Genomic DNA, 17,960 nt, shown 5'->3' with positions numbered 1-17,960 from the left:
AGAAATTTGGATATGTAAGGAATAAGACATAGAATCATCGCAAAAAAAACTGTCATGGACGGTGAGGGGGAGTTTTGTGTCTTAACTCAATAAGATTTTCACGGTAAAGACATGGATTCCTGCTTTAGCATGAATGACAGTTACAGCCGTTTTCCAATTATTTATTTTGCTATTGCTAATTTTTACCGACATAGTTTATCCTAATAGGGTTGTTTAAGATAGACATGAAGAGATTTGTAATGAGCACAACGACAGTGTTGAGACTGCTGGTGATTGTCCTGTTGACGGTAACGGCAGCAGTAGCCGTTGAACCACTCGGGTTTAAACCCGAGGCAATTATGCCACCGATACCACAGGGCAAGGCAACGGTAGACAACAAGACCCCGTCACAGAACCCGACAGCGACAGTTCCTCACAAGCAGCAAGTACCCGCTGCCGACAACAAAACCCCGTCGCAGAACGTACCCCCAACAACTCCCAGGCAGCCAACCCCTGCTCCTGTGCCAACAAAAGCACCGGTGCTGCCACCACCACCACCCATGCCTCTGACGATACCTGCGCCGCCTATAACGCAGACACCACCCACACCGCCACCTCATATGCCGCCGTTGCAGAACAACATCAGTCTGTTCTTTGACGACGCCGATATCTTTGAGATAGTACACACGGTCTTTGGCGAAATCATGAAGGTCAACTACCTCATAGACCCTCGCGTAAAGGGACGGATAACGTTTAAGACCACAGCCCCGGTGGCAGGGCAGGACCTGTTGCCGATTGTATCTACCGTGTTCAGACTCAACGGGGTCAGCGTGATGCAGGAGAAGGGACTTTACAGGATAATACCTCTGTCCGATATAAGCAAGGAACCTGTACCGGTGAACTTTGGCAGGAATTCCAAGGATGTTAATATCATGGGTCTGTCTTTGATACAGATAGTGCCGTTGAACTTTGTAGGCTCCAAGGAGATGAAAGACATCCTGACGCCGTTTCTGTCAAACGGTGCCACCATAGCAGAAGTTGCCGGCAGAAACGTCATTGTGATATCGGACACGGATGAGAACATGAAGCGTCTGCTGCAGATTGTGGAGATATTTGACGACGACGTCTTCAGGGAGGTAAAGGTGGAGATGTTTGTCTTTAAGAATCTCAACATAAAGGATGCCCTGGAGGAGCTTAAATCGGCATTCCCGCTGTTGAGCGCCCCCAGCAAGGAAGGTCTCAAGATAAAGTACCTGACAATTGAAAGACTAAATGCGATCCTTGTAATTGCACCCAACGATGAGTACATTCACCATTTCAGGAAATGGGTCAGCGTAATAGACACGGTCTTTGAGGGATCGAGGCCGAAGGTCTACGTCTATCCGCTGCAAAACAGCGACGCAAATCACGTGGTGGAGATACTGGGTCAGATACTCTCTGACAGCGGCGGGTCATCAAAAAAGACCGGCACCAGCTCTACGCCCACTCCTGCCGCAACGCCGGCCCCAAGTCCTGGTGGTTTTGGTCAGAAAACATCCACAACTACAACATCCACCACAACTGCCAAGGCCAAGGCCATCACCGCATCTGCGTCATCATTTGTCTCCCACGAAACCAGGATATTCTACGACGAAAAGACCAACTCGCTGATAATACTGGCCCTGCCAAAGGATTACATGTTCATTGAGGACCTGATTAAAAAGATAGACATCGTCCCGCGTCAGGTGCTGATCGAGGCCATGATCATTGAGGTGCAGCTTAACAAGGGCCTGGAGTTTGGGGTCGAGTGGTACTTAAACAGCTCCTTTGGCGGTAAGGACAAGAACCTCGACTCGTGGACGGCCTCATATGGCACCAATATATTGTCGTTTGATCCGGCCAAGCCCATGTCCACAAATGCCTTTACCTTTGCGGCGCTCAATGCCAATCAGGCCGTCCAGGGGTTGTTGCAGATGCTGTCATCCAAATCGACGGTGAACATCCTCTCATCCCCGCACATACTGGTTGCCGATAACAAGGAGGCCAAGATTCAGGTGGGTAATCAGGTGGCAATTGCCACATCGGAAACAAACGTAAGCGGCACCACCAACATCCAGCGAACCATCCAGTACAAGGACACCGGCGTAATTCTCAAGGTCAAACCACACATCAACGACAGCGGTCTGGTAAACCTTGAGGTGACACAGGAGGTCTCAGACGTAGGCGCCTCCTCAAGCAATATCGATTCTCCCACGATCTCAACCCGTAACATCTCCACAAACATGATAGTCCAGGACGGTAAGAGCATTGTCATGGGTGGCATGATACAGGAGAGCACCGATAACACCGGCAAGGGCATCCCACTGTTAAGCGACATACCCATATTGGGCTATTTATTTGGATATCACAAGAATACCGTCAAAAAAACGGAGCTGATTGTTATTATAACCCCCCGCGTAGTTAAGTCCATAGACGATGCAGTCAAGATGACCGAGGACTTTAAAGGCAAACTAACCGGCCTGCAAAAAAGCATCAAAACATACGAAGACAAATCACAGCCCGAAGCAACACCTAAACCTGAAGAAACACCTAAAACAGAAAAAATACCACAGCCAGGAGAAACCATAAAGACCGGTCAACCACCACAGTAACAGACACCCCCGTAACTAAGTAAGAGAGCATAAACATGTATAACAATAGTTCACCCCTAAGAAAAGAAAGAAGGAGGGCGGCTCCGCCCCCTCCTCAGACCTCCCCTGCAAGGGGGCCAGCCCCCTTGACCCCTTCCTGCTTGTTACAGCTTCAGCCCTTATACAAAAACTCCTCTATGAACTTGTGCGTCAGTAGTATCGATTTCCCTTTGAGGATTACGATTTCCTCTTTTCTCTTCCAATCGTTCATGAGTTCGGTAACGGTCTGACGTGCCAGGCCTATGCTGTCTGCTATTTCTTGCTGTGTGAGTCTATTGCTGATGATGATTCCCTTGTCTGTTTTTTGGCCGCATGTTTTTGAGAGCTGTTCAAAGAACAACCTGAGGCGTTGACAGGCGTTATGGTGGTTGAGCATCTGAATTGTCTCTATTGTCCCTCGCAGCCTCATGCACAACGTCTGCAACAGATTATCGATGATCTTTGTGCTTGAGTATAGCAGCACAGTAAAGGTCTCTTTGGATATGATGGCCACAACACAGTCACTGGTGGCCGATACCGTGGCCGATGTGGTCTTGCCATCGAGCAGGGACAATTCGCCAAAATACTCCCCGGCCTGACGTGCAGCCAACACGATCTCCTTGCCATCCTCGGTAAACTGAATAACCTTCACCGACCCTTCAATAACCACGTACATGAAGTTATTGGCGTCGTCTTGTTCAATGACCGTTTGACCCTTTTTAAAACGCCGGATATTTATCTTGTCGATTACCTTGAGTAATTCATCTTCGGTCAGAGACGAAAACAGCCTGATCTTTCTTAAAAGGGTCAGACACTTGTTAATATTGCCATCTTTAATCTCTGCGTAAGCCTTCATCTCATTGCCCTTAAAGCAGCAGAATCAGGACAAACGGCCCCAACAACAATGCCAGAGCCATCGTGCAAATAACGTATCGCATCGTATTGAGCCTGCAACGAAACGCATCAACCACGATGTCAACGATTTTGTTTCTTATGAATCCCTCTACGTTGGCAATCGTCAAGTGCTCCTGCCCCCTGTCCTTGAGTGTTGCTATGAACTCCCTGATGAGAGAATCCCGGATGTATTGCATGATCGTCCTGATGAAAAACCTGGACAGTATTATAACAGGCGGGAGAATTCTGAAACCACCCTCTGTCTTGCGTGAGAACCTCTCCACGACCTTATCTACCACGGTGGTGAAGACATCTATGGAGATAGGTCTGTCCGCCAGAGGCAGGCTTTCGATAATCTCCGTAATCATAGGCCCGATGACATCCCTGACCCTCCTGTGCAGTCCCCCCGCAGTAGTATCAAGGGTGGCTATAAACCCCCACGCCATCCCCATAAAAGCCCCCGTAAAACAATAAAATAGCAACAGCGCTGCCGACTCTGTTGCCTTAACCAGCGGATATGTGCCCTGCGGCTTTATGGCAAGATGGTGAATGGCAACCGCCGTAAGAAAAAACACTGCACCGCTTATCAGGGCATTTTTAAAGATTCCCCGTACCGATACCTTAAAGAAATCAATAGGTGAAGCTGTCCCACCTGTCCCACAGGGGCTGCCTGGTTGGCAGATTTCCTGTTTGTCTGGCACATGTCTTTCTTCCATTTGTTTATGCAACCACTTCTCTATTATTGCACAGATAACCTTTTTTAAGCCACTTTTTTTTGTATGCGATAAAACTGAATTTTGATATATAGAGCGTTTCGATTGCATGCAATACTTAAAGAAAGAAAGGGGCGGCTCCGCTTCTTGTCGCTCCAGGAGGGGGCAGCGCCCCCCGGCTCAATGCGCTCCTGGCCCCCTTCAGAACCCCCCGCAAGGGGGGTCAGTCCCCTTGACCCCGTAAAAATGCCACGTTTGTTGCATTTAACTCAATTGACAACAATTGTATCCATGTGATACAATTGAATATGAGTTTATTTTAAAACTGAAAAGTGCAAAGACATAAGGAGATTATTATGGGAGTTACTGTTAAGCAAAATATAAAGTGGTTGGGTAAGGTAGATTGGGAATTACGTAAGTTTCACGGGGAAGAGTACTCGACGCACAGGGGGTCTACTTACAATTCATACTTGGTGGTTGATGAGAAAACTGTTCTGATAGAAACGGTCTGGACACCCTTTGCCAAGGAATTCGTGCATAATCTTCAAAAAGAGGTAGATTTAACTAGCATCGACTATATTATTGCAAATCATGCCGAGTGCGACCACAGCGGTGCATTGCCTGAACTTATGAACCTGATCCCCAACACCCCTATTTACTGTACTGCCAATGCTGTTAAATCTCTTAAAGGGAATTATCATCAGGACTGGAACTTCAAGATCGTCAAGACAGGTGATCGACTTAACATAGGTACAAAGGAACTTATCTTTATTGAGGCTCCGATGCTTCACTGGCCTGATAGCATGTTCGTTTATTTAACAGGTGATAATATCCTGTTCAGCAATGATGCCTTTGGACAACATTATGCTACGAATCAGATGTTTAACGATCTGGTTGACAGTAGTGAGTTGTATCAGGAGTGTATAAAATACTATGCGAATATCCTCACGCCGTTTAGCGCCTTAGTGGCTAAGAAGATCAATGAATTCGTTAGTCTGAATCTGCCACTTGACATGATATGTACCAGTCACGGCGTCATATGGCGTGACAATCCACTACAAATTGTGACTAAATATGCGGAGTGGGCGGCTGATTATCAAGAAAACCAAATCACTATATTATACGACACGATGTGGGGTGGTACCACAATGATAGCCGAGGCGATTTCCCAAGGCATTGCAGAGGAGGACAAAAATGTTGTTACAAAGTTGTATAATGTGTCACGATCGGATAAGAATGATATTATCACTGAAGTTTTCAAATCAAAGGCGATCTTGGTTGGTTCTCCCACAGTCAATAAAGGCATACTTTCATCTATAGCAGGCATCTTGGAAGAAATAAGGGGTTTGGCTTTCAAAAATAAGAAAGCCTCTGCATTCGGGGCATATGGATGGAGTGGCGAGTCGGTAAAGATGATAACAGACAGGCTAAAAGAGGGTGGGTTCACGATTGTTAACAATGGAATGAAGGTATTATGGAATCCTGATAAGAGAGCAATTGAAGATTGCATAGCCTTTGGCAGGGAATTCGCTCTCCATGTAAACCAACAGAAAAATGCGTCTGAGTAGCTATTGAAAACCTTGAAGGGGTCAAGGGGGCAGCGCCCCCTCCTGGAGCGACAAAGAAGCGAAGCCGCCCCCTTTTTTTCTTCCTTTTTTTACGCCGAATTAGGATGACACTGTGAGGGGATTCTTTGTCACAGCCACGGACACGGGCGTTGGCAAGACCATCGTTACAGCCCTTGTGGCACTTGCGTTACAGCAACGAGGTCTAAGGGTCGCCGCGATGAAGCCCATAGAAACCGGCTGTACGCTGGAAAACGGCAGACTCGTCCCGGGGGACGGGATGTTTCTCAAGACCACCCTCAACCTCGACCTTGATATAGACCGTATCACACCGGTGCGATATACCCTGCCCCTGGCCCCGATGGTGGCTGCTGCCATTAGCGGTAAGGCGGTCGATCTGGACCTGATAAGACGGCGTTTTCAAGAGTTGAGCACCTTTGACGCCGTGGTCGTAGAGGGCATTGGCGGATTGATGGTACCCATAACACAAGACTATTTCGTCTGCGACATGATAAAGGAACTGGCCCTGCCCGCCATACTTGTCACATCGGCAGGACTTGGGTCGATCAATCATACCATGTTGTCTGTTGAGCTGTTGCGCAGTCGCGGGATCGAAACAGCCGGAGTGATTATTAATCACAACGTCTGTCCCGATGGCAAGGTCGCAAACACGACAAACCCCGACGTCATAAAGCAACTAAGTCCCCTGGATGTCATTGCAACCGTGCCGTTTATCGAAAAGATAGACCGTACCACCCTGGAGACACTTACAGGTGTGTTATGTCTTGACTAGCGTTTGCCCCATACCATTTTAAACGTCGTACCATTGGTTTTGTCTATCTCTATTGATCCCTTCAGTTTTCTGGTTATCAGGTCACGCACCAACATCAGTCCCAGTGATCTTGCGCCCTTTCCGTCAACGTTCTCAGGTAATCCTACGCCATTGTCACTGACGACAAGCTCGAAGACACCTTCCGTTCTCCTTTCTACTCCGGAATACTCCTGGTTCTTTACCGTTGCAGGCTGCTCTATGTTACGGCTGAAGCTTATACTGATTTCACCCTTCTGGTTGTTGGTAAATGCGTACTTCATAGAGTTGGACACAAGTTCACATATAACCAGACCACAGGGAATCGCTATGTCGGTATCAAGATAGTCAACAGTTATATTTAACCTGAGTTGCGGGATCCCGGAGGTATAATTGCCATAGGAGAAGAGTATATCACGTGTCATGTCCTCTATGTACTCGGAGAAATCGAGCTTGGACATATCCGTGGACTTATACAGGTGTTCGTGGATCAGGGCCATTGACTTAATGCGATTGAGGCTGTCCTGAAAGATGCCGAGGAGTTTTTTGTCGGTGATACTCTCTGCCTGCAGACTCAGCAGGCTGGAGATAATCTGGAGGTTGTTTTTTACCCTGTGATGGATTTCCTTCAGAAGCATGGTCTTGTCTTTGAGCGCCGTGGTGATCTCCTGCTCTATCATTTCACGTCTATTTATCTCTTGTGTGAGTTGTTCGTTGGCGATGCTCAGTTTTTGGGTACGCTCATGGACAAGGTCTTCAAGGTGGTCGGCATATATGAGCACGTGGTTTTTCAGTTCCTCTTGCTGTTCTTCGATGTGTTTACGTTCTATGGCAACGGCGTATACGGCTGCCAGTTGGGTTATCATTTTCAGGTCGTTGTCGGTGTAATCTCTGGTTGAATTGGCAAGGGCTATCTGTCCTGCCAACCTATCCTTGCTCACTGCCGGAACAGATAGGAATCTCTTTATATGGATGTGGCCTTCCGGGGCACAGTTCTTAAAGGCAGAGTGACTTTGTGGGGCATTCGTATAAAACCCTTCTTTTGTGTTCAAGGAGTACCCCCATAGAGCATTGTACCCCTGAGCGCCCTTAGGAAATATTGTCTGCTGCTTTTCCCGTGCTATTCTACATGTTTTATCCATCATGTCGGTCAAGGTGATGGCAAAGTTATCTCCGGTAGCCTCATCTATAATTGATACTATGCAGTGTGTGCTTTCCGTGAGGATCAGGCTTTCTCTTTCGACTGTCTTTGCTATATCATAAAATGTCAGGTTAGGGTTCAACAAAGATTGCGTAACCCTTGTGATGGCCGAGGTAAAGTGCAGCTCTTGCCTGACCCTTCCGGGGGCTTCCATGAGCGTGGCCAAGACCGTCATTGCATCGTCATATCCGCTGACTACCATACAACGTGCATTGGGTTGAACCCTTAAGACTTCACCGATTAATCCCTGACCCTCCGCAGAGATTGTCCCTATATCCGTAAGTACAACGTCTATTTTCCTTGTTTCCAATATCTGCAATGCCTCTGCCAACGAACTCACAGTGCAGATATTGGTATAACCACAGACAAGCGACTCCTTAACGGCAGTCGCTATCTTGTTGCCACTGTCAACTATCAGTATATCGCCATCTGTAAGCAAATTTATATTTTCTCCCAAGTTATTATGTATACTGTTCCGACAGTCCTGTTTACATCTATTTTCCCTTTCAGTTTTCTTGTCACCAAGTCATGCACCAGGATTAATCCAAACGATTTATTCAACACGTTATCAATCCCGTTAGGCATACCTACCCCATTGTCGCCAATCGTCAGGACATATTTGCCATCCGTCTCCCTGAATAAGACAGAGATTGTACCCTTGAATTCATCAGGGAAGGCATATTTCACGGCATTTGAGACAAGCTCACAAATCACCAGTCCACATGGCACCGCCATGTTTATGTCAAGGAATTCAATCTTTACGTCTATTCTGACATCAGATATGGCATAGTATACCTCATAGGAGTGTATTATCTCCCCCACTATGTCCTCAACGAACTCGGCAAAGTTGAGCTTTGACATATCCGTAGACTTGTACAGCTTTTCATGGATGATCGCCATTGCCCGTATGCGAAGATATATGTCGTTGAAGATGTTCAGAACGATCTTGTCCGAAATTCTTTCAGCACTCAGGCTCATCAGGCTTGATATGATCTGTAGGTTGTTTTTTACCCTGTCATGTATCTCCTTAAGGAGTAAGGTTTTGTCTTTGAGGGCTATCAGCATTTCCTTTTCCATTGCCTTTTGTTTTGTGATATCACGTCCGACCACAACGATGCTATGTACTGTGCCGTCCTGGGCCTTTTCAGGGAACAACCTGTTGTCGAAAAAGAAGGTGCCAAGCAGCGTCTTCATCTCAATGGAGATATCCTGCTGACATCCGGTGTCCATAGCCTTTTGCAGCGTCTCTCTCCACAATCGTGTGTCCGCCTCTGCACTGCCAATCATTGCATGCATGGCATCGATAGACTTGCCAACGAACTCCTCGGTGGTTGTCTGGAAATGTCTCCTGAACGACGGGTTTACATATTGACAAATATAGTTGGCATCATAGCTGATTATGATGTCCTGGGTATTTTCTACCAGGGTCCGGTGCTTTTTTTCGCTGATGGAGGTTTGTATTTCGCATACCTTCATTTCCGTTATGTCCCTGCTTATACCGAGAAGACCTTTTATGGTGCCGTTGCCATCAAAGACGGGGGTGTTGACCGTATAATGGTAGGTATTACCGGTCTCGTCTGTGAACATATGTTCTGCGTGGATTATCTTGCCGGTATGTAGTACGGTTTCGTCGTTTTTTCTGATATCATCTGCCAGGGTAGGGGGAAAGAAGTGATCGGCGGTATGGCCTTTGATGTCCTCATCGTCCAGGCCAACGAATGTCTTAAATGCGTTGTTAAACAGGATGAAGCGTCTGTCGGAATCCTTGAAAAATATTATGTCGGAGGTTGAATTCAGCAGGGTCATTAATCTGAAATCAAAGGCAGCCAGTTCTTCTATGGATTGCGACTGTGCAGGTAATATGCCCTCGGTCGTGGGAACGACACCTCTTTTTGAGCAGTCTATGACTATGTTTAACGTAGCGTGATCGAAGTTGTTACCGGTTGTGACCGCTATTGTTTCGTGCTCTACAACATCGCCGCCGGCACCGTAGGTTATTACTTTCACTTCGGCATCCGACGGTAGTTCCCTCAAGGCCAATAGGAAATCTGATGCCTTCATTGGCATTTATACCGTAGTAATGTCATCGTCTGTAAGATTAACATATACGTGCAACTTATTACAAGAAGCCGAATTGCCTCATCTAAAATCTATACGAAGTAAGACTCGTTGCCTCACATAAAAATCTATACGAAATTATAATAAACCTCGTATAGTTCCTTACGTGAGGCAACACTGGCAGGGCGTATTTGGCTGAATTGTTGACATATTCCGGTAATTGTTTTAAACTACATTCCGAATTGGCTAAAAGGAAGAAAGCGGGACACAAGAATGGCAAGGCAGTAATGGCATCTTTAGTTACCCTGATGCTGTTATCGCTGTCGTACAACAGATGCAATATGTCTGAGAAGGTGTCCACAAAGAAGCAATACAACATGGAAAAGGTTGTGCGGGTAAAGGATGGCGATACCGTTGTCTTATCTCCCGGTCTTGGGAGGCAATCTTACACATGCAGGCTGTACGGTATCGATTCCCCTGAGACGCCCAAGCGCAATGTCCCGGGTCAACCCTATGCCACAGAAGCAGCTAAAGCTCTGGAGCAACTTGTACTGGGCAAAGAGGTAGAGGTAACCTTAACCGGTGACAAGACCTATAATCGTGAGGTCTGTGTGCTGAGATTGAGCAACAAAGATATAAATCTCCGGATGATAGAGCTTGGTTATGCCTGGGCGTACAAGCACTACCTCAAGGCGCCATACACGGAAAGTTACCTCAAAGCCCAGCAACATGCCATAGCTGCACGAGCCGGCCTGTGGCAAGATAAAAAACCGCAACCACCATGGGAGTTCAGGACCCGCTCAAAACACAAGGACAAATAAAATTCATGCCAACAACGGACTTGACAGAAACAAATATCTCGTGTATACTATTATTAATGATACGGATTAAATTGCTGACATTGCTGTTTGTGTTTATACCTGTGGGCCTGTATGCTGCTGATACAATAGGCAGTATCAAGACTGTCGGAGGCAAGGTGTCCGTCATACGTGCAGAGGGTGTCATACCTGCAACTGCCGGGAGCAAGGTGTTTAAAAATGATGCCCTGGAAACCGGAGATGATGGCGCCGTGGGAGTAATCCTCCGGGATGACACGCGGGTATCGCTTGGCCCCAAAAGCAAGATAGTCTTTGACGATTTCGTGTTTTCGCCGAGGGAGCAAAAGTATGCCCTCGTTACACGAATGAGCAAGGGGACGGCCACGTGTGTGACGGGGATGATCGGTAAGTTGTCGCCAAAGTCCGTGAGGTTTGAAACACCCCTTGCAACGCTCGGCATCAGGGGCACGAAGTTCGCCGTCCAGATAGAGGAATGAAATTGCAATCAACTATGCTTTCTAAGCTGAGTGCCAGACTGGCGATTTTACTATCCGTCCTAGCCGTCTTTGTGTCATGTGCAAAAGAGGTAAAGAAGGAGGAAGTCAAACCGGAACCGGTAAAAAATGCCGCCATATTTACCCTGTTGTCTGACGATGGCAAGGTCGGCAGCATTGAGGTGTCAAACAGCGGTGGCGTACAGGTGATCGACAGCGCTGATCACTTCACGGGGGTGAGGGATGCCAATACCGCCCCAGGTCAGCCCCAGGAAATGCAACCTCAACAGATACAGGAGATATTTGGCAGCGCCTTAAACGCACTGCCTAATGCCCCTGAAAGGTTTATGATACACTTTAAACACGATTCCGTGGAGTTATCAAAGGAATCAGTAGCGTTATTACCAAAGGTGCTGGAGGCAGTACGCAGGCTGCAATCAACGGATATCAGCGTAATTGGACACACGGATACATCCGGTTCCAAGGAATACAACTACAAGCTATCCCTCAAGCGAGCACAGAGCGTTAGCAAGTATTTAACGGAACACGGAGTGGACCCGGCAAACCTTGAAATCGAGTCGCACGGAAAGGACAACCCCATTGTACCAACGGCAGACAGCGTAGATGAGCCACTCAACCGTCGTGTAGAGGTCACCATCCGCTGATCCACATCAGTTTGGTGAAGAAATAATTTCATTGTAGCATTGATTTTTCTGTAAAACTAAAAAATTAGGAGGAGACGAAATGAGTCACGAGAAAAACCGTAAGACATTGAGGCGTCGTTTCTTGTTGTTAGCTGCAGCTATTTTCTTTTCACTGCTTAACACCTTATTGTGGGTTGCACCAACAATGGCTGGAGTGGCACCAGTACCAGTACCTGTAATGGGTGATGTAGGGCAAGGGCTGTATGCCGTGGCTGCCGGGGTCGGCGGGGTTTATATGCTGCTCAGGGCAAGAAGCGGTAAATAATATTCATTACAGGGGTGGTGTATAAAATCCTTTAATGAGATATAGCCGAAGGGATTTTCTAAGAGCTATCACGGGTGTTTGCTTACTTGGATATTCAGGGTACGCTTTAAAAAGAGATTATCTACCAGCCAGGTTAACAGAGGACAAGAGACAAACGCTTAAAGCCTTTCTTGATGTCATTATCCCTGCCGATGAGAGTCCTTCGGCATCCGCTCTTGAGGTGGATATGGCGATCTTGGGTAAGTCAGCAGGAGATAGAAAGTTTCTTGTACTCCTGGGGAGGGGCTGTGATTGGCTTGATAAACAAGCCAAGAAATTGTTCAACATCAGACAGTTTTATCTTTTGGATGAAGGCATGCGCCAGAAGATAGTCTCCATTGCTGCAGAGAATTTAGAGGGATCGTTACCGAGATTTTTTTTTGAAAGGTTGCGCAGAGATGCATTTTTTTATTACTACGGCAATCCTCTGAGTTGGAAATCCATTGGCTATGATGGCCCGCCACAGCCTTCAGGATTTCCCGATCATTCAAGCCCGCCCGGTTTCGGCTTATGAATGAGCCTGCCTTTGACGCTATCGTTGTAGGAACTGGGGCTGGCGGTGCCACTGCTGCATGGGCGCTTTCAAGGCGAAAACTCAGGGTACTTATGCTTGAGTCTGGCCCCACGTATAATCCTATGACAGATTATGTTTCAGATAAACCTCAATGGGAACAAGAGGGTTTTCCGGAAAAAGGGGAGCACAAGGGTAAATATACGTTTGGTTCAATGCAAAAACTGGATGAGAGATTCAGGAACCTCTCAAGTGTTAACAATGCTCTTGGCAAGGTGAACAATACCAACTACAGAGCAAAAGGTAAGTATCACCATATAAGAGGAGTAGGGGGCAGCACACTGACATTTAGTGGCGAAGCCCATAGATTAAACCCCAAGGCAATGAAGCTAAAGAGCCATTTTGGTGTTGCATCTGATTGGCCGTTTGATTACGACGAAATTGAACGCTACTATTGTATTGCCGAAGACACTATAGGGGTATCGGGGGCTTCAGATGGAGACTCGATGCGGTATCGCAGTAAACCTTACCCGCTTGCTGCACACAAGATAAGCTACGGGGGATCAAAAATAAGAAATGGCGCACTTAAACTTGGTTTGAGTTTTGTTCCGAATTCACTTGCCATCCTGTCAGAGTCTTACGATGGGCGACCTTTGTGTAATTACTGTGGATGTTGTCAACTTGGATGCCAACGGATGGACAAGGGAAGTGCTGACGTTACCTTTGTACGCAAGGCATTAGATTCCGGTTACTGCAGGCTCAAAACTTTATGCAGCGTTGTACACATTGAGGCCGCCTCGGATGATAGGATAAAGGAAGTGCATTACATAGATGCTAATGGAGACTTTCAAAGGGAGAGAGGTCATGTTTTTATTGTTTCATGTGGGGCAGTGGAAACCCCCCGACTTTTGTTATTGTCAAGGAATCGTTATGCCCCCGATGGCTTGTGTAATGAATCCGGCATGGTTGGCAGAAACTTCATGGAAACCCTTTATTGCGGTGTATCCGGCTTGCATCCGGAGCAGTTGAAGAGTTATCGCGCTACAGCGGCGGATGCAATTTGTTGGGACTACAACAACCCTGACGCTATAAAAGGTGTGACAGGCGGATGTCGTTTCACTCACTCTACCTTGGAACTGGGGTTTTATGGTCCCATCAGTTATGCTCAAAGGGCTGTAAAGGGGTGGGGCAAGGAACATAAACAACAGATGCGGAGGAATTTTGGAAATTTGTTAGCCGTTGGAGCCATTGGTGAATTCATACCCAATGACTACTCCTACGTGGACCTCGACCCGCTTAAAAAGGATGAATTTGGTTTATCATTGCCACGGATTCATTCATTTATCGGCGAAATGGATTTACTGAGACTAGAGTTTATGCTTAATACGTCTTGCGAAATCCTCGTTGCCTCTGGTGTAAGCAATATTACGGAAGTCTACAGCACCTACGATAACTTCAACTCTACCCACGTCTTTGGCACTTGCAAAATGGGTGACAGGCCCGAAGACTCGGTAGTAAACCCGTTTTGTCAAAGCCATCGCTGGCGTAATCTTTTCGTTGTCGATAGCAGCGTATTTCCAAGCTCGGGTGGCGGAGAATCCCCGAGTCTGACAATTGAAGCATTAGCCATCAGAACGGCTGAATATATCGATGAACTTAAGAATAAATATTGAATCCGGGAGGTTTTTTACTTGAGTTTGAACAAAGATGATGCTTTTAATATAAGACGTTTTGTGTTTGTTTATGTGACACTGATGTTTTTATTTTTTCTGTTAATGGGATTAAATGTTATAAAAAACGTCTTTGATGTAAATAAAGTATACAATGAGATTATAGTCATTATGACGTCAAAGGTTCTATATCTCTTAAACATTCCATCTTCGTGCAACGGCAGCATCCTGAGATTGTCCACATTTGCTATGGAGGTGAAATTTGGCTGTAGTGGTCTTGAATCCGTGATGATTTATTCCATTGCGATAGTAGCCTATCCTGCTACCTGGATGCAGAGGTTAGTGGGAATAGTTACAGGATTTTTTATTATACAGTTACTCAATATCATAAGAATAGTTGCTCTGGGTCTTACGGGGATATACTTTAAAGAGATATTCGATGTCGTTCATTTTTATGTTGCGCAGGGGATTATGATTGCCATATCTCTCGCCTTATTCTTCATGTTTTCGAGCTATGTCGCAAAAAACAGGTTACTCTCTAAATAGGGGGCTTTACCTAAGAACCGTATCAATGTTCTTAGTATCCTTTTTGCTCCTGTTACCTGTCTGGATTTGGTTAAAGAATTACTATGCAACAGGACTTACACATATATCATTAACTCTTGCATCATTAACTGTTGGAGGAATTAACTTTATTAAAATCGACACGGAAAATGGCATGGCAAAGTCAACATTTGAACCTGTAAGATATGTTTATAAAAAGAGATTTCATCTATCTACTAATACTTTTGCTTATACTTATAATATGCCTTTAACAATGGCAATTGTTGTAACTCTGTTGCCGCATATAAGAAAAAGAGGTAGAGTGGTAGTAGAATCGTTATTTTTAGTTGTCTTTATCCATCTATGTTATCTATATTTCGGTGGTGTGTTTTATCTTGTTGACTATCTTATCAAAGCCGGTATTTATACTACAGACACGTTAGGAATGTTTTTATTAGGTATAGACAAGTTACTGTACGAATTCCTTGAAGCAATGATATTAAGATTTGAACCATTCCTTATGGCTATATATATTTATAGCAGATTTCGATCTACGGAAACAACCTGTAATGTGGAACCCTGAAACAGCCAGGGGGAAGAACCTGCATTTGCTTCTTCTGGGGATAGGACTTTCAATCTTATGTACGCTGATTGTCATCTACCCGCCTGTCTTTATAAAATTCATAAGCGGTAAGCTCTATGATACCATTCTGATATCTGTACATTCCGATAAGACAAGCGGTGTGCCGGTTATCATCGACATAGACGACAAGAGTATGCTGCAATACGGGCAGTGGCCATGGCCGCGTTACAGGGTTGCGCTCTTGCTTGAGCGGTTAAAGTCGCTTGGAGTATCGGCAGTTGGTATCGACATAGTGTTTTCAGAGCGAGACCGCACATCGCCATCAATCCTGAAGCACACCCTCAAGACCGATCTCGACCTCGATGTTGGTTTCACCAACATACCCGATGCCCTGATGGATTACGACAAGGTGTTGGCAAACACGCTGACACATGGCCCCTTTGTCCTCGGCTACAAATTCATCTTTGAGGGCCAACCCGACAAGCATAAACAGGAATGTCTCTTGCATCCCTTAAATGCAGCTACAATTGATACTACAGACAGTATGCAGCAGACCAACAACGAGCCAAAAGACGTGCTCTGTAACCTGCCGGTACTATCGGAGGCGGCAAAGGCTTCCGGATTTTTTAATGCGGCAAGCGATCGGGACGGCATATTTCGCAGGGTGCCCCTTGTGACACAGCGGCAGGGAAGGTACTACCCAAACCTGGCCCTTGCCACGTTTCTCTACAGTGCGGGCACCGATCAGGTGATTATAAAGCGCGACAGAAACGGCATCGAATCCATTCGTGCAGGCGGGATAACCATCCCCGTTGATGCCACCGGTAACATGCTCATCCACTACAGGGGGGGGCGCAAGACCTTTCCGTTCTATTCAGCCGCAGACGTTATGCTCGGCAACCTGCCACCGGATGCCCTTGAGGGTAAGGTTGCCTTTGTGGGTTCATCAGCGTTGGGATTAATGGATATCCGCTCAACGCCATTTGATCAGTTCTACCCCGGCGTTGAGGTCCATGCCACGGTTGTAGACACCATACTGGCGGGTGACTTTATTGTTAAACCGGGTTGGGCAATTGGTGCCGAGGTCTTGATAACATTGCTTGTGGGGCTTGTGTCAACGGCGCTCTTTGCATACCTGAGAATTTACAAGAGCGTCCCTGTCCTGCTACTGCTAATACCGGCGTTATGGTTTGGCTCCAAAGGCATTATGCTTGCCAAGGGGGTTTATCTCTCACCGCTTGTGCCGCTTTTGGCATTAAACAATAATTTCATGGTACTGACTATCCTGAAGTTCAGGAAGGAGGAGTCCGACAGACGTTTTCTCCACCATGCGTTTTCCAAGTACGTCTCAGGGGCCGTGGTTGACGAGCTTGTCAAAAACCCCCAACAACTGACGCTTCAGGGAGAGGAGAGGCCCGTCTCTATACTGTTTAGCGATATACGGGGCTTCACCGCCATCAGTGAACGAATGTCCCCTACCGATATCAGTGCACTATTAATGGGGTATTTTACTCCCATGACGGGCATTGTCAAGGGCAACAAGGGTACCCTGGACAAGTTTATCGGGGATGCCATCATGGCCTTTTGGAACGCCCCCGTAAGTGTTGACAACCATCAGAGCTGTGCGGTGACGGCTGCTTTGGAGATGTTGAGCGAACTTGAGAGGTTAAACGTTGACTTCAATGGCCGTTTTGGTCTGGAACTACAGATTGGCATTGGCCTGCACAGCGGTGTGGCCATGGTGGGCAACATGGGGTCGCAAGACCTCTTCAACTACACGATAATCGGAGACAACGTCAATCTCGCCTCACGCATCGAGGGCCTTACCAAGACCTACGGTCTGAGCCTCCTGGTCAGTGACGCAATACAGGGCAGTGTTGAGGCGCAATCTGGTAGCAGGTTCAGATTCGTTGAGATTGACAGGGTCAGGGTCAAGGGTAAACAACAACCGGTGACGTTGTATACGGCTTACCCGGCAAAGCAGGCCGAGGAGCTTGAGGAGGAACTTGCCCTGTTTACCGGGGCACTGAATATGTACTATGCCTTGGACTTTGTTGGAGCGGGACAGATGTTCTCAAAACTTATGACCGGGTATCGTCAGGTGGTCTTGTATGACCTCTACAGGAGACGTTGCAACTATTTCCAGATGAACGTGCCCGATAAAACCTGGGACAAGGTCTTTACCCACACGATCAAGTAGTCCTTGCAGGGCTGCCTGCTCCAACGCCAGGGCCAGTTGCATTTGACCAGAAGAACAAGAAAGGGGCGGCTCCGCTTCTTGGCGCTCCAGGGGGTGAGGCACCCCTGCCATAAAAGTCGCACCTGACCCCCTTTAGAACCCCCCGCAAGGGGTCCAGACCCCATAGGTGTTAAGCTAAGAATGCAATCCTGCCAATAAAGCCATTCTTTGTGGAGAATCCCTCCTCTAACCACTGTAGGTGTTAAGCTAAAAAAAAATTTCAAAAAA

At 46.7% G+C, this 17,960-nt stretch carries 16 protein-coding genes; 12 read left to right on the top strand and 4 right to left on the bottom strand.

The window, feature by feature from the left end:
* Positions 1 to 239: 239 nt before the first annotated feature.
* Positions 240 to 2,609 (top strand): type II secretion system secretin GspD, encoded by a 2,370-nt coding sequence (gspD, locus tag HWQ67_RS02640; RefSeq protein WP_218251094.1) that lies wholly within the window; start codon positions 240 to 242, stop codon positions 2,607 to 2,609.
* Positions 2,610 to 2,760: 151 nt separating this feature from the next.
* On the opposite strand, the gene HWQ67_RS02635 is transcribed toward gspD, so the two are convergent.
* Together HWQ67_RS02635 and HWQ67_RS02630 are read right to left on the bottom strand one after the other, a co-directional pair.
* Entirely contained in the window at positions 2,761 to 3,483 is a 723-nt protein-coding gene (locus tag HWQ67_RS02635) for a Crp/Fnr family transcriptional regulator (protein ID WP_218251093.1), read from the bottom strand.
* Positions 3,484 to 3,493: 10 nt separating this feature from the next.
* Positions 3,494 to 4,237, bottom strand: a complete 744-nt coding sequence (locus HWQ67_RS02630) for a hypothetical protein (RefSeq protein WP_218251092.1) — start codon at positions 4,235 to 4,237, stop codon at positions 3,494 to 3,496.
* A 353-nt stretch (positions 4,238 to 4,590) separates the two neighbouring features.
* On the opposite strand from HWQ67_RS02630, the gene HWQ67_RS02625 reads away from it, so the two are divergent.
* Together HWQ67_RS02625 and bioD are read left to right on the top strand one after the other, a co-directional pair.
* Positions 4,591 to 5,802: an anaerobic nitric oxide reductase flavorubredoxin gene (locus tag HWQ67_RS02625; protein WP_218251091.1), complete on the top strand. Its 1,212-nt coding sequence runs from the start codon at positions 4,591 to 4,593 to the stop codon at positions 5,800 to 5,802.
* A gap of 112 nt (positions 5,803 to 5,914) precedes the next feature.
* Positions 5,915 to 6,592, top strand: coding sequence for a dethiobiotin synthase (gene bioD, locus HWQ67_RS02620; protein WP_218251090.1), 678 nt, complete (start codon positions 5,915 to 5,917; stop codon positions 6,590 to 6,592).
* Here the strand turns inward: bioD and HWQ67_RS02615 are convergent.
* On the bottom strand, positions 6,589 to 8,247 hold the full coding sequence (locus tag HWQ67_RS02615; RefSeq protein WP_218251089.1) for a histidine kinase dimerization/phosphoacceptor domain -containing protein: 1,659 nt from the start codon (positions 8,245 to 8,247) through the stop codon (positions 6,589 to 6,591). The two genes, bioD and HWQ67_RS02615, sit on opposite strands and share 4 nt — an antisense overlap.
* Positions 8,248 to 8,249: 2 nt before the next feature.
* Positions 8,250 to 9,869 (bottom strand): sensor histidine kinase, encoded by a 1,620-nt coding sequence (locus HWQ67_RS02610; protein ID WP_218251088.1) that lies wholly within the window; start codon positions 9,867 to 9,869, stop codon positions 8,250 to 8,252.
* 284 nt (positions 9,870 to 10,153) lie between these two features.
* Here HWQ67_RS02610 and HWQ67_RS02605 point away from each other — a divergent pair, with 284 nt between their 5' ends.
* The 9 genes from HWQ67_RS02605 to HWQ67_RS02565 all read left to right on the top strand — a co-directional run bounded on the left by HWQ67_RS02605 (position 10,154) and on the right by HWQ67_RS02565 (position 17,693).
* On the top strand, positions 10,154 to 10,687 hold the full coding sequence (locus HWQ67_RS02605; RefSeq protein ID WP_218251087.1) for a thermonuclease family protein: 534 nt from the start codon (positions 10,154 to 10,156) through the stop codon (positions 10,685 to 10,687).
* A gap of 56 nt (positions 10,688 to 10,743) precedes the next feature.
* Positions 10,744 to 11,181: a FecR family protein gene (locus HWQ67_RS02600; protein ID WP_218251086.1), complete on the top strand. Its 438-nt coding sequence runs from the start codon at positions 10,744 to 10,746 to the stop codon at positions 11,179 to 11,181.
* 14 nt (positions 11,182 to 11,195) lie between these two features.
* A complete protein-coding gene (locus HWQ67_RS02595; protein WP_218251085.1) occupies positions 11,196 to 11,843 on the top strand; it encodes an OmpA family protein in 648 nt (215 codons plus the stop codon).
* A gap of 79 nt (positions 11,844 to 11,922) precedes the next feature.
* A complete protein-coding gene (locus HWQ67_RS02590; RefSeq protein ID WP_218251084.1) occupies positions 11,923 to 12,147 on the top strand; it encodes a hypothetical protein in 225 nt (74 codons plus the stop codon).
* A 34-nt stretch (positions 12,148 to 12,181) separates the two neighbouring features.
* Positions 12,182 to 12,700: a gluconate 2-dehydrogenase subunit 3 family protein gene (locus tag HWQ67_RS02585; RefSeq protein WP_218251083.1), complete on the top strand. Its 519-nt coding sequence runs from the start codon at positions 12,182 to 12,184 to the stop codon at positions 12,698 to 12,700.
* Positions 12,697 to 14,370: a GMC oxidoreductase gene (locus tag HWQ67_RS02580; protein ID WP_218251082.1), complete on the top strand. Its 1,674-nt coding sequence runs from the start codon at positions 12,697 to 12,699 to the stop codon at positions 14,368 to 14,370. The genes HWQ67_RS02585 and HWQ67_RS02580 overlap by 4 nt, the downstream gene beginning before the upstream one ends.
* A gap of 24 nt (positions 14,371 to 14,394) precedes the next feature.
* Positions 14,395 to 14,913, top strand: coding sequence for an archaeosortase/exosortase family protein (locus tag HWQ67_RS02575; RefSeq protein WP_218251081.1), 519 nt, complete (start codon positions 14,395 to 14,397; stop codon positions 14,911 to 14,913).
* A complete protein-coding gene (locus HWQ67_RS02570; protein WP_218251080.1) occupies positions 14,882 to 15,493 on the top strand; it encodes a hypothetical protein in 612 nt (203 codons plus the stop codon). The genes HWQ67_RS02575 and HWQ67_RS02570 overlap by 32 nt, the downstream gene beginning before the upstream one ends.
* Positions 15,480 to 17,693: a CHASE2 domain-containing protein gene (locus HWQ67_RS02565; RefSeq protein WP_218251079.1), complete on the top strand. Its 2,214-nt coding sequence runs from the start codon at positions 15,480 to 15,482 to the stop codon at positions 17,691 to 17,693. Before HWQ67_RS02570 ends, HWQ67_RS02565 begins: the two co-directional genes overlap by 14 nt.
* The last annotated feature ends 267 nt before the right edge of the window (positions 17,694 to 17,960 follow it).

The organism is Candidatus Magnetobacterium casense (assembly GCF_019173545.1).
GTDB lineage: Bacteria > Nitrospirota > Thermodesulfovibrionia > Thermodesulfovibrionales > Magnetobacteriaceae > Magnetobacterium > Magnetobacterium cryptolimnobacter.
Note: the sequence above shows the minus strand (reverse complement) of the source record. Positions and strands in the feature narration are given on the sequence as shown.

Excerpts from the sequence above, each read along its gene's own strand:
- HWQ67_RS02600 (WP_218251086.1), top strand. The coding sequence starts at position 10,744 with ATGATACGGATTAAATTGCTGACATTGCTGTTTGTGTTTATACCTGTG.
- HWQ67_RS02585 (WP_218251083.1), top strand. The coding sequence starts at position 12,182 with ATGAGATATAGCCGAAGGGATTTTCTAAGAGCTATCACGGGTGTTTGC.
- HWQ67_RS02580 (WP_218251082.1), top strand. The coding sequence starts at position 12,697 with ATGAATGAGCCTGCCTTTGACGCTATCGTTGTAGGAACTGGGGCTGGC.
- HWQ67_RS02570 (WP_218251080.1), top strand. The coding sequence starts at position 14,882 with ATGTCGCAAAAAACAGGTTACTCTCTAAATAGGGGGCTTTACCTAAGA.
- HWQ67_RS02595 (WP_218251085.1), top strand. The coding sequence starts at position 11,196 with ATGCTTTCTAAGCTGAGTGCCAGACTGGCGATTTTACTATCCGTCCTA.
- HWQ67_RS02630 (WP_218251092.1), bottom strand. The coding sequence starts at position 4,237 with ATGGAAGAAAGACATGTGCCAGACAAACAGGAAATCTGCCAACCAGGC.
- HWQ67_RS02590 (WP_218251084.1), top strand. The coding sequence starts at position 11,923 with ATGAGTCACGAGAAAAACCGTAAGACATTGAGGCGTCGTTTCTTGTTG.
- HWQ67_RS02605 (WP_218251087.1), top strand. The coding sequence starts at position 10,154 with ATGGCATCTTTAGTTACCCTGATGCTGTTATCGCTGTCGTACAACAGA.
- HWQ67_RS02625 (WP_218251091.1), top strand. The coding sequence starts at position 4,591 with ATGGGAGTTACTGTTAAGCAAAATATAAAGTGGTTGGGTAAGGTAGAT.
- HWQ67_RS02565 (WP_218251079.1), top strand. The coding sequence starts at position 15,480 with ATGTGGAACCCTGAAACAGCCAGGGGGAAGAACCTGCATTTGCTTCTT.
- HWQ67_RS02610 (WP_218251088.1), bottom strand. The coding sequence starts at position 9,869 with ATGAAGGCATCAGATTTCCTATTGGCCTTGAGGGAACTACCGTCGGAT.
- gspD (WP_218251094.1), top strand. The coding sequence starts at position 240 with ATGAGCACAACGACAGTGTTGAGACTGCTGGTGATTGTCCTGTTGACG.
- HWQ67_RS02635 (WP_218251093.1), bottom strand. The coding sequence starts at position 3,483 with ATGAAGGCTTACGCAGAGATTAAAGATGGCAATATTAACAAGTGTCTG.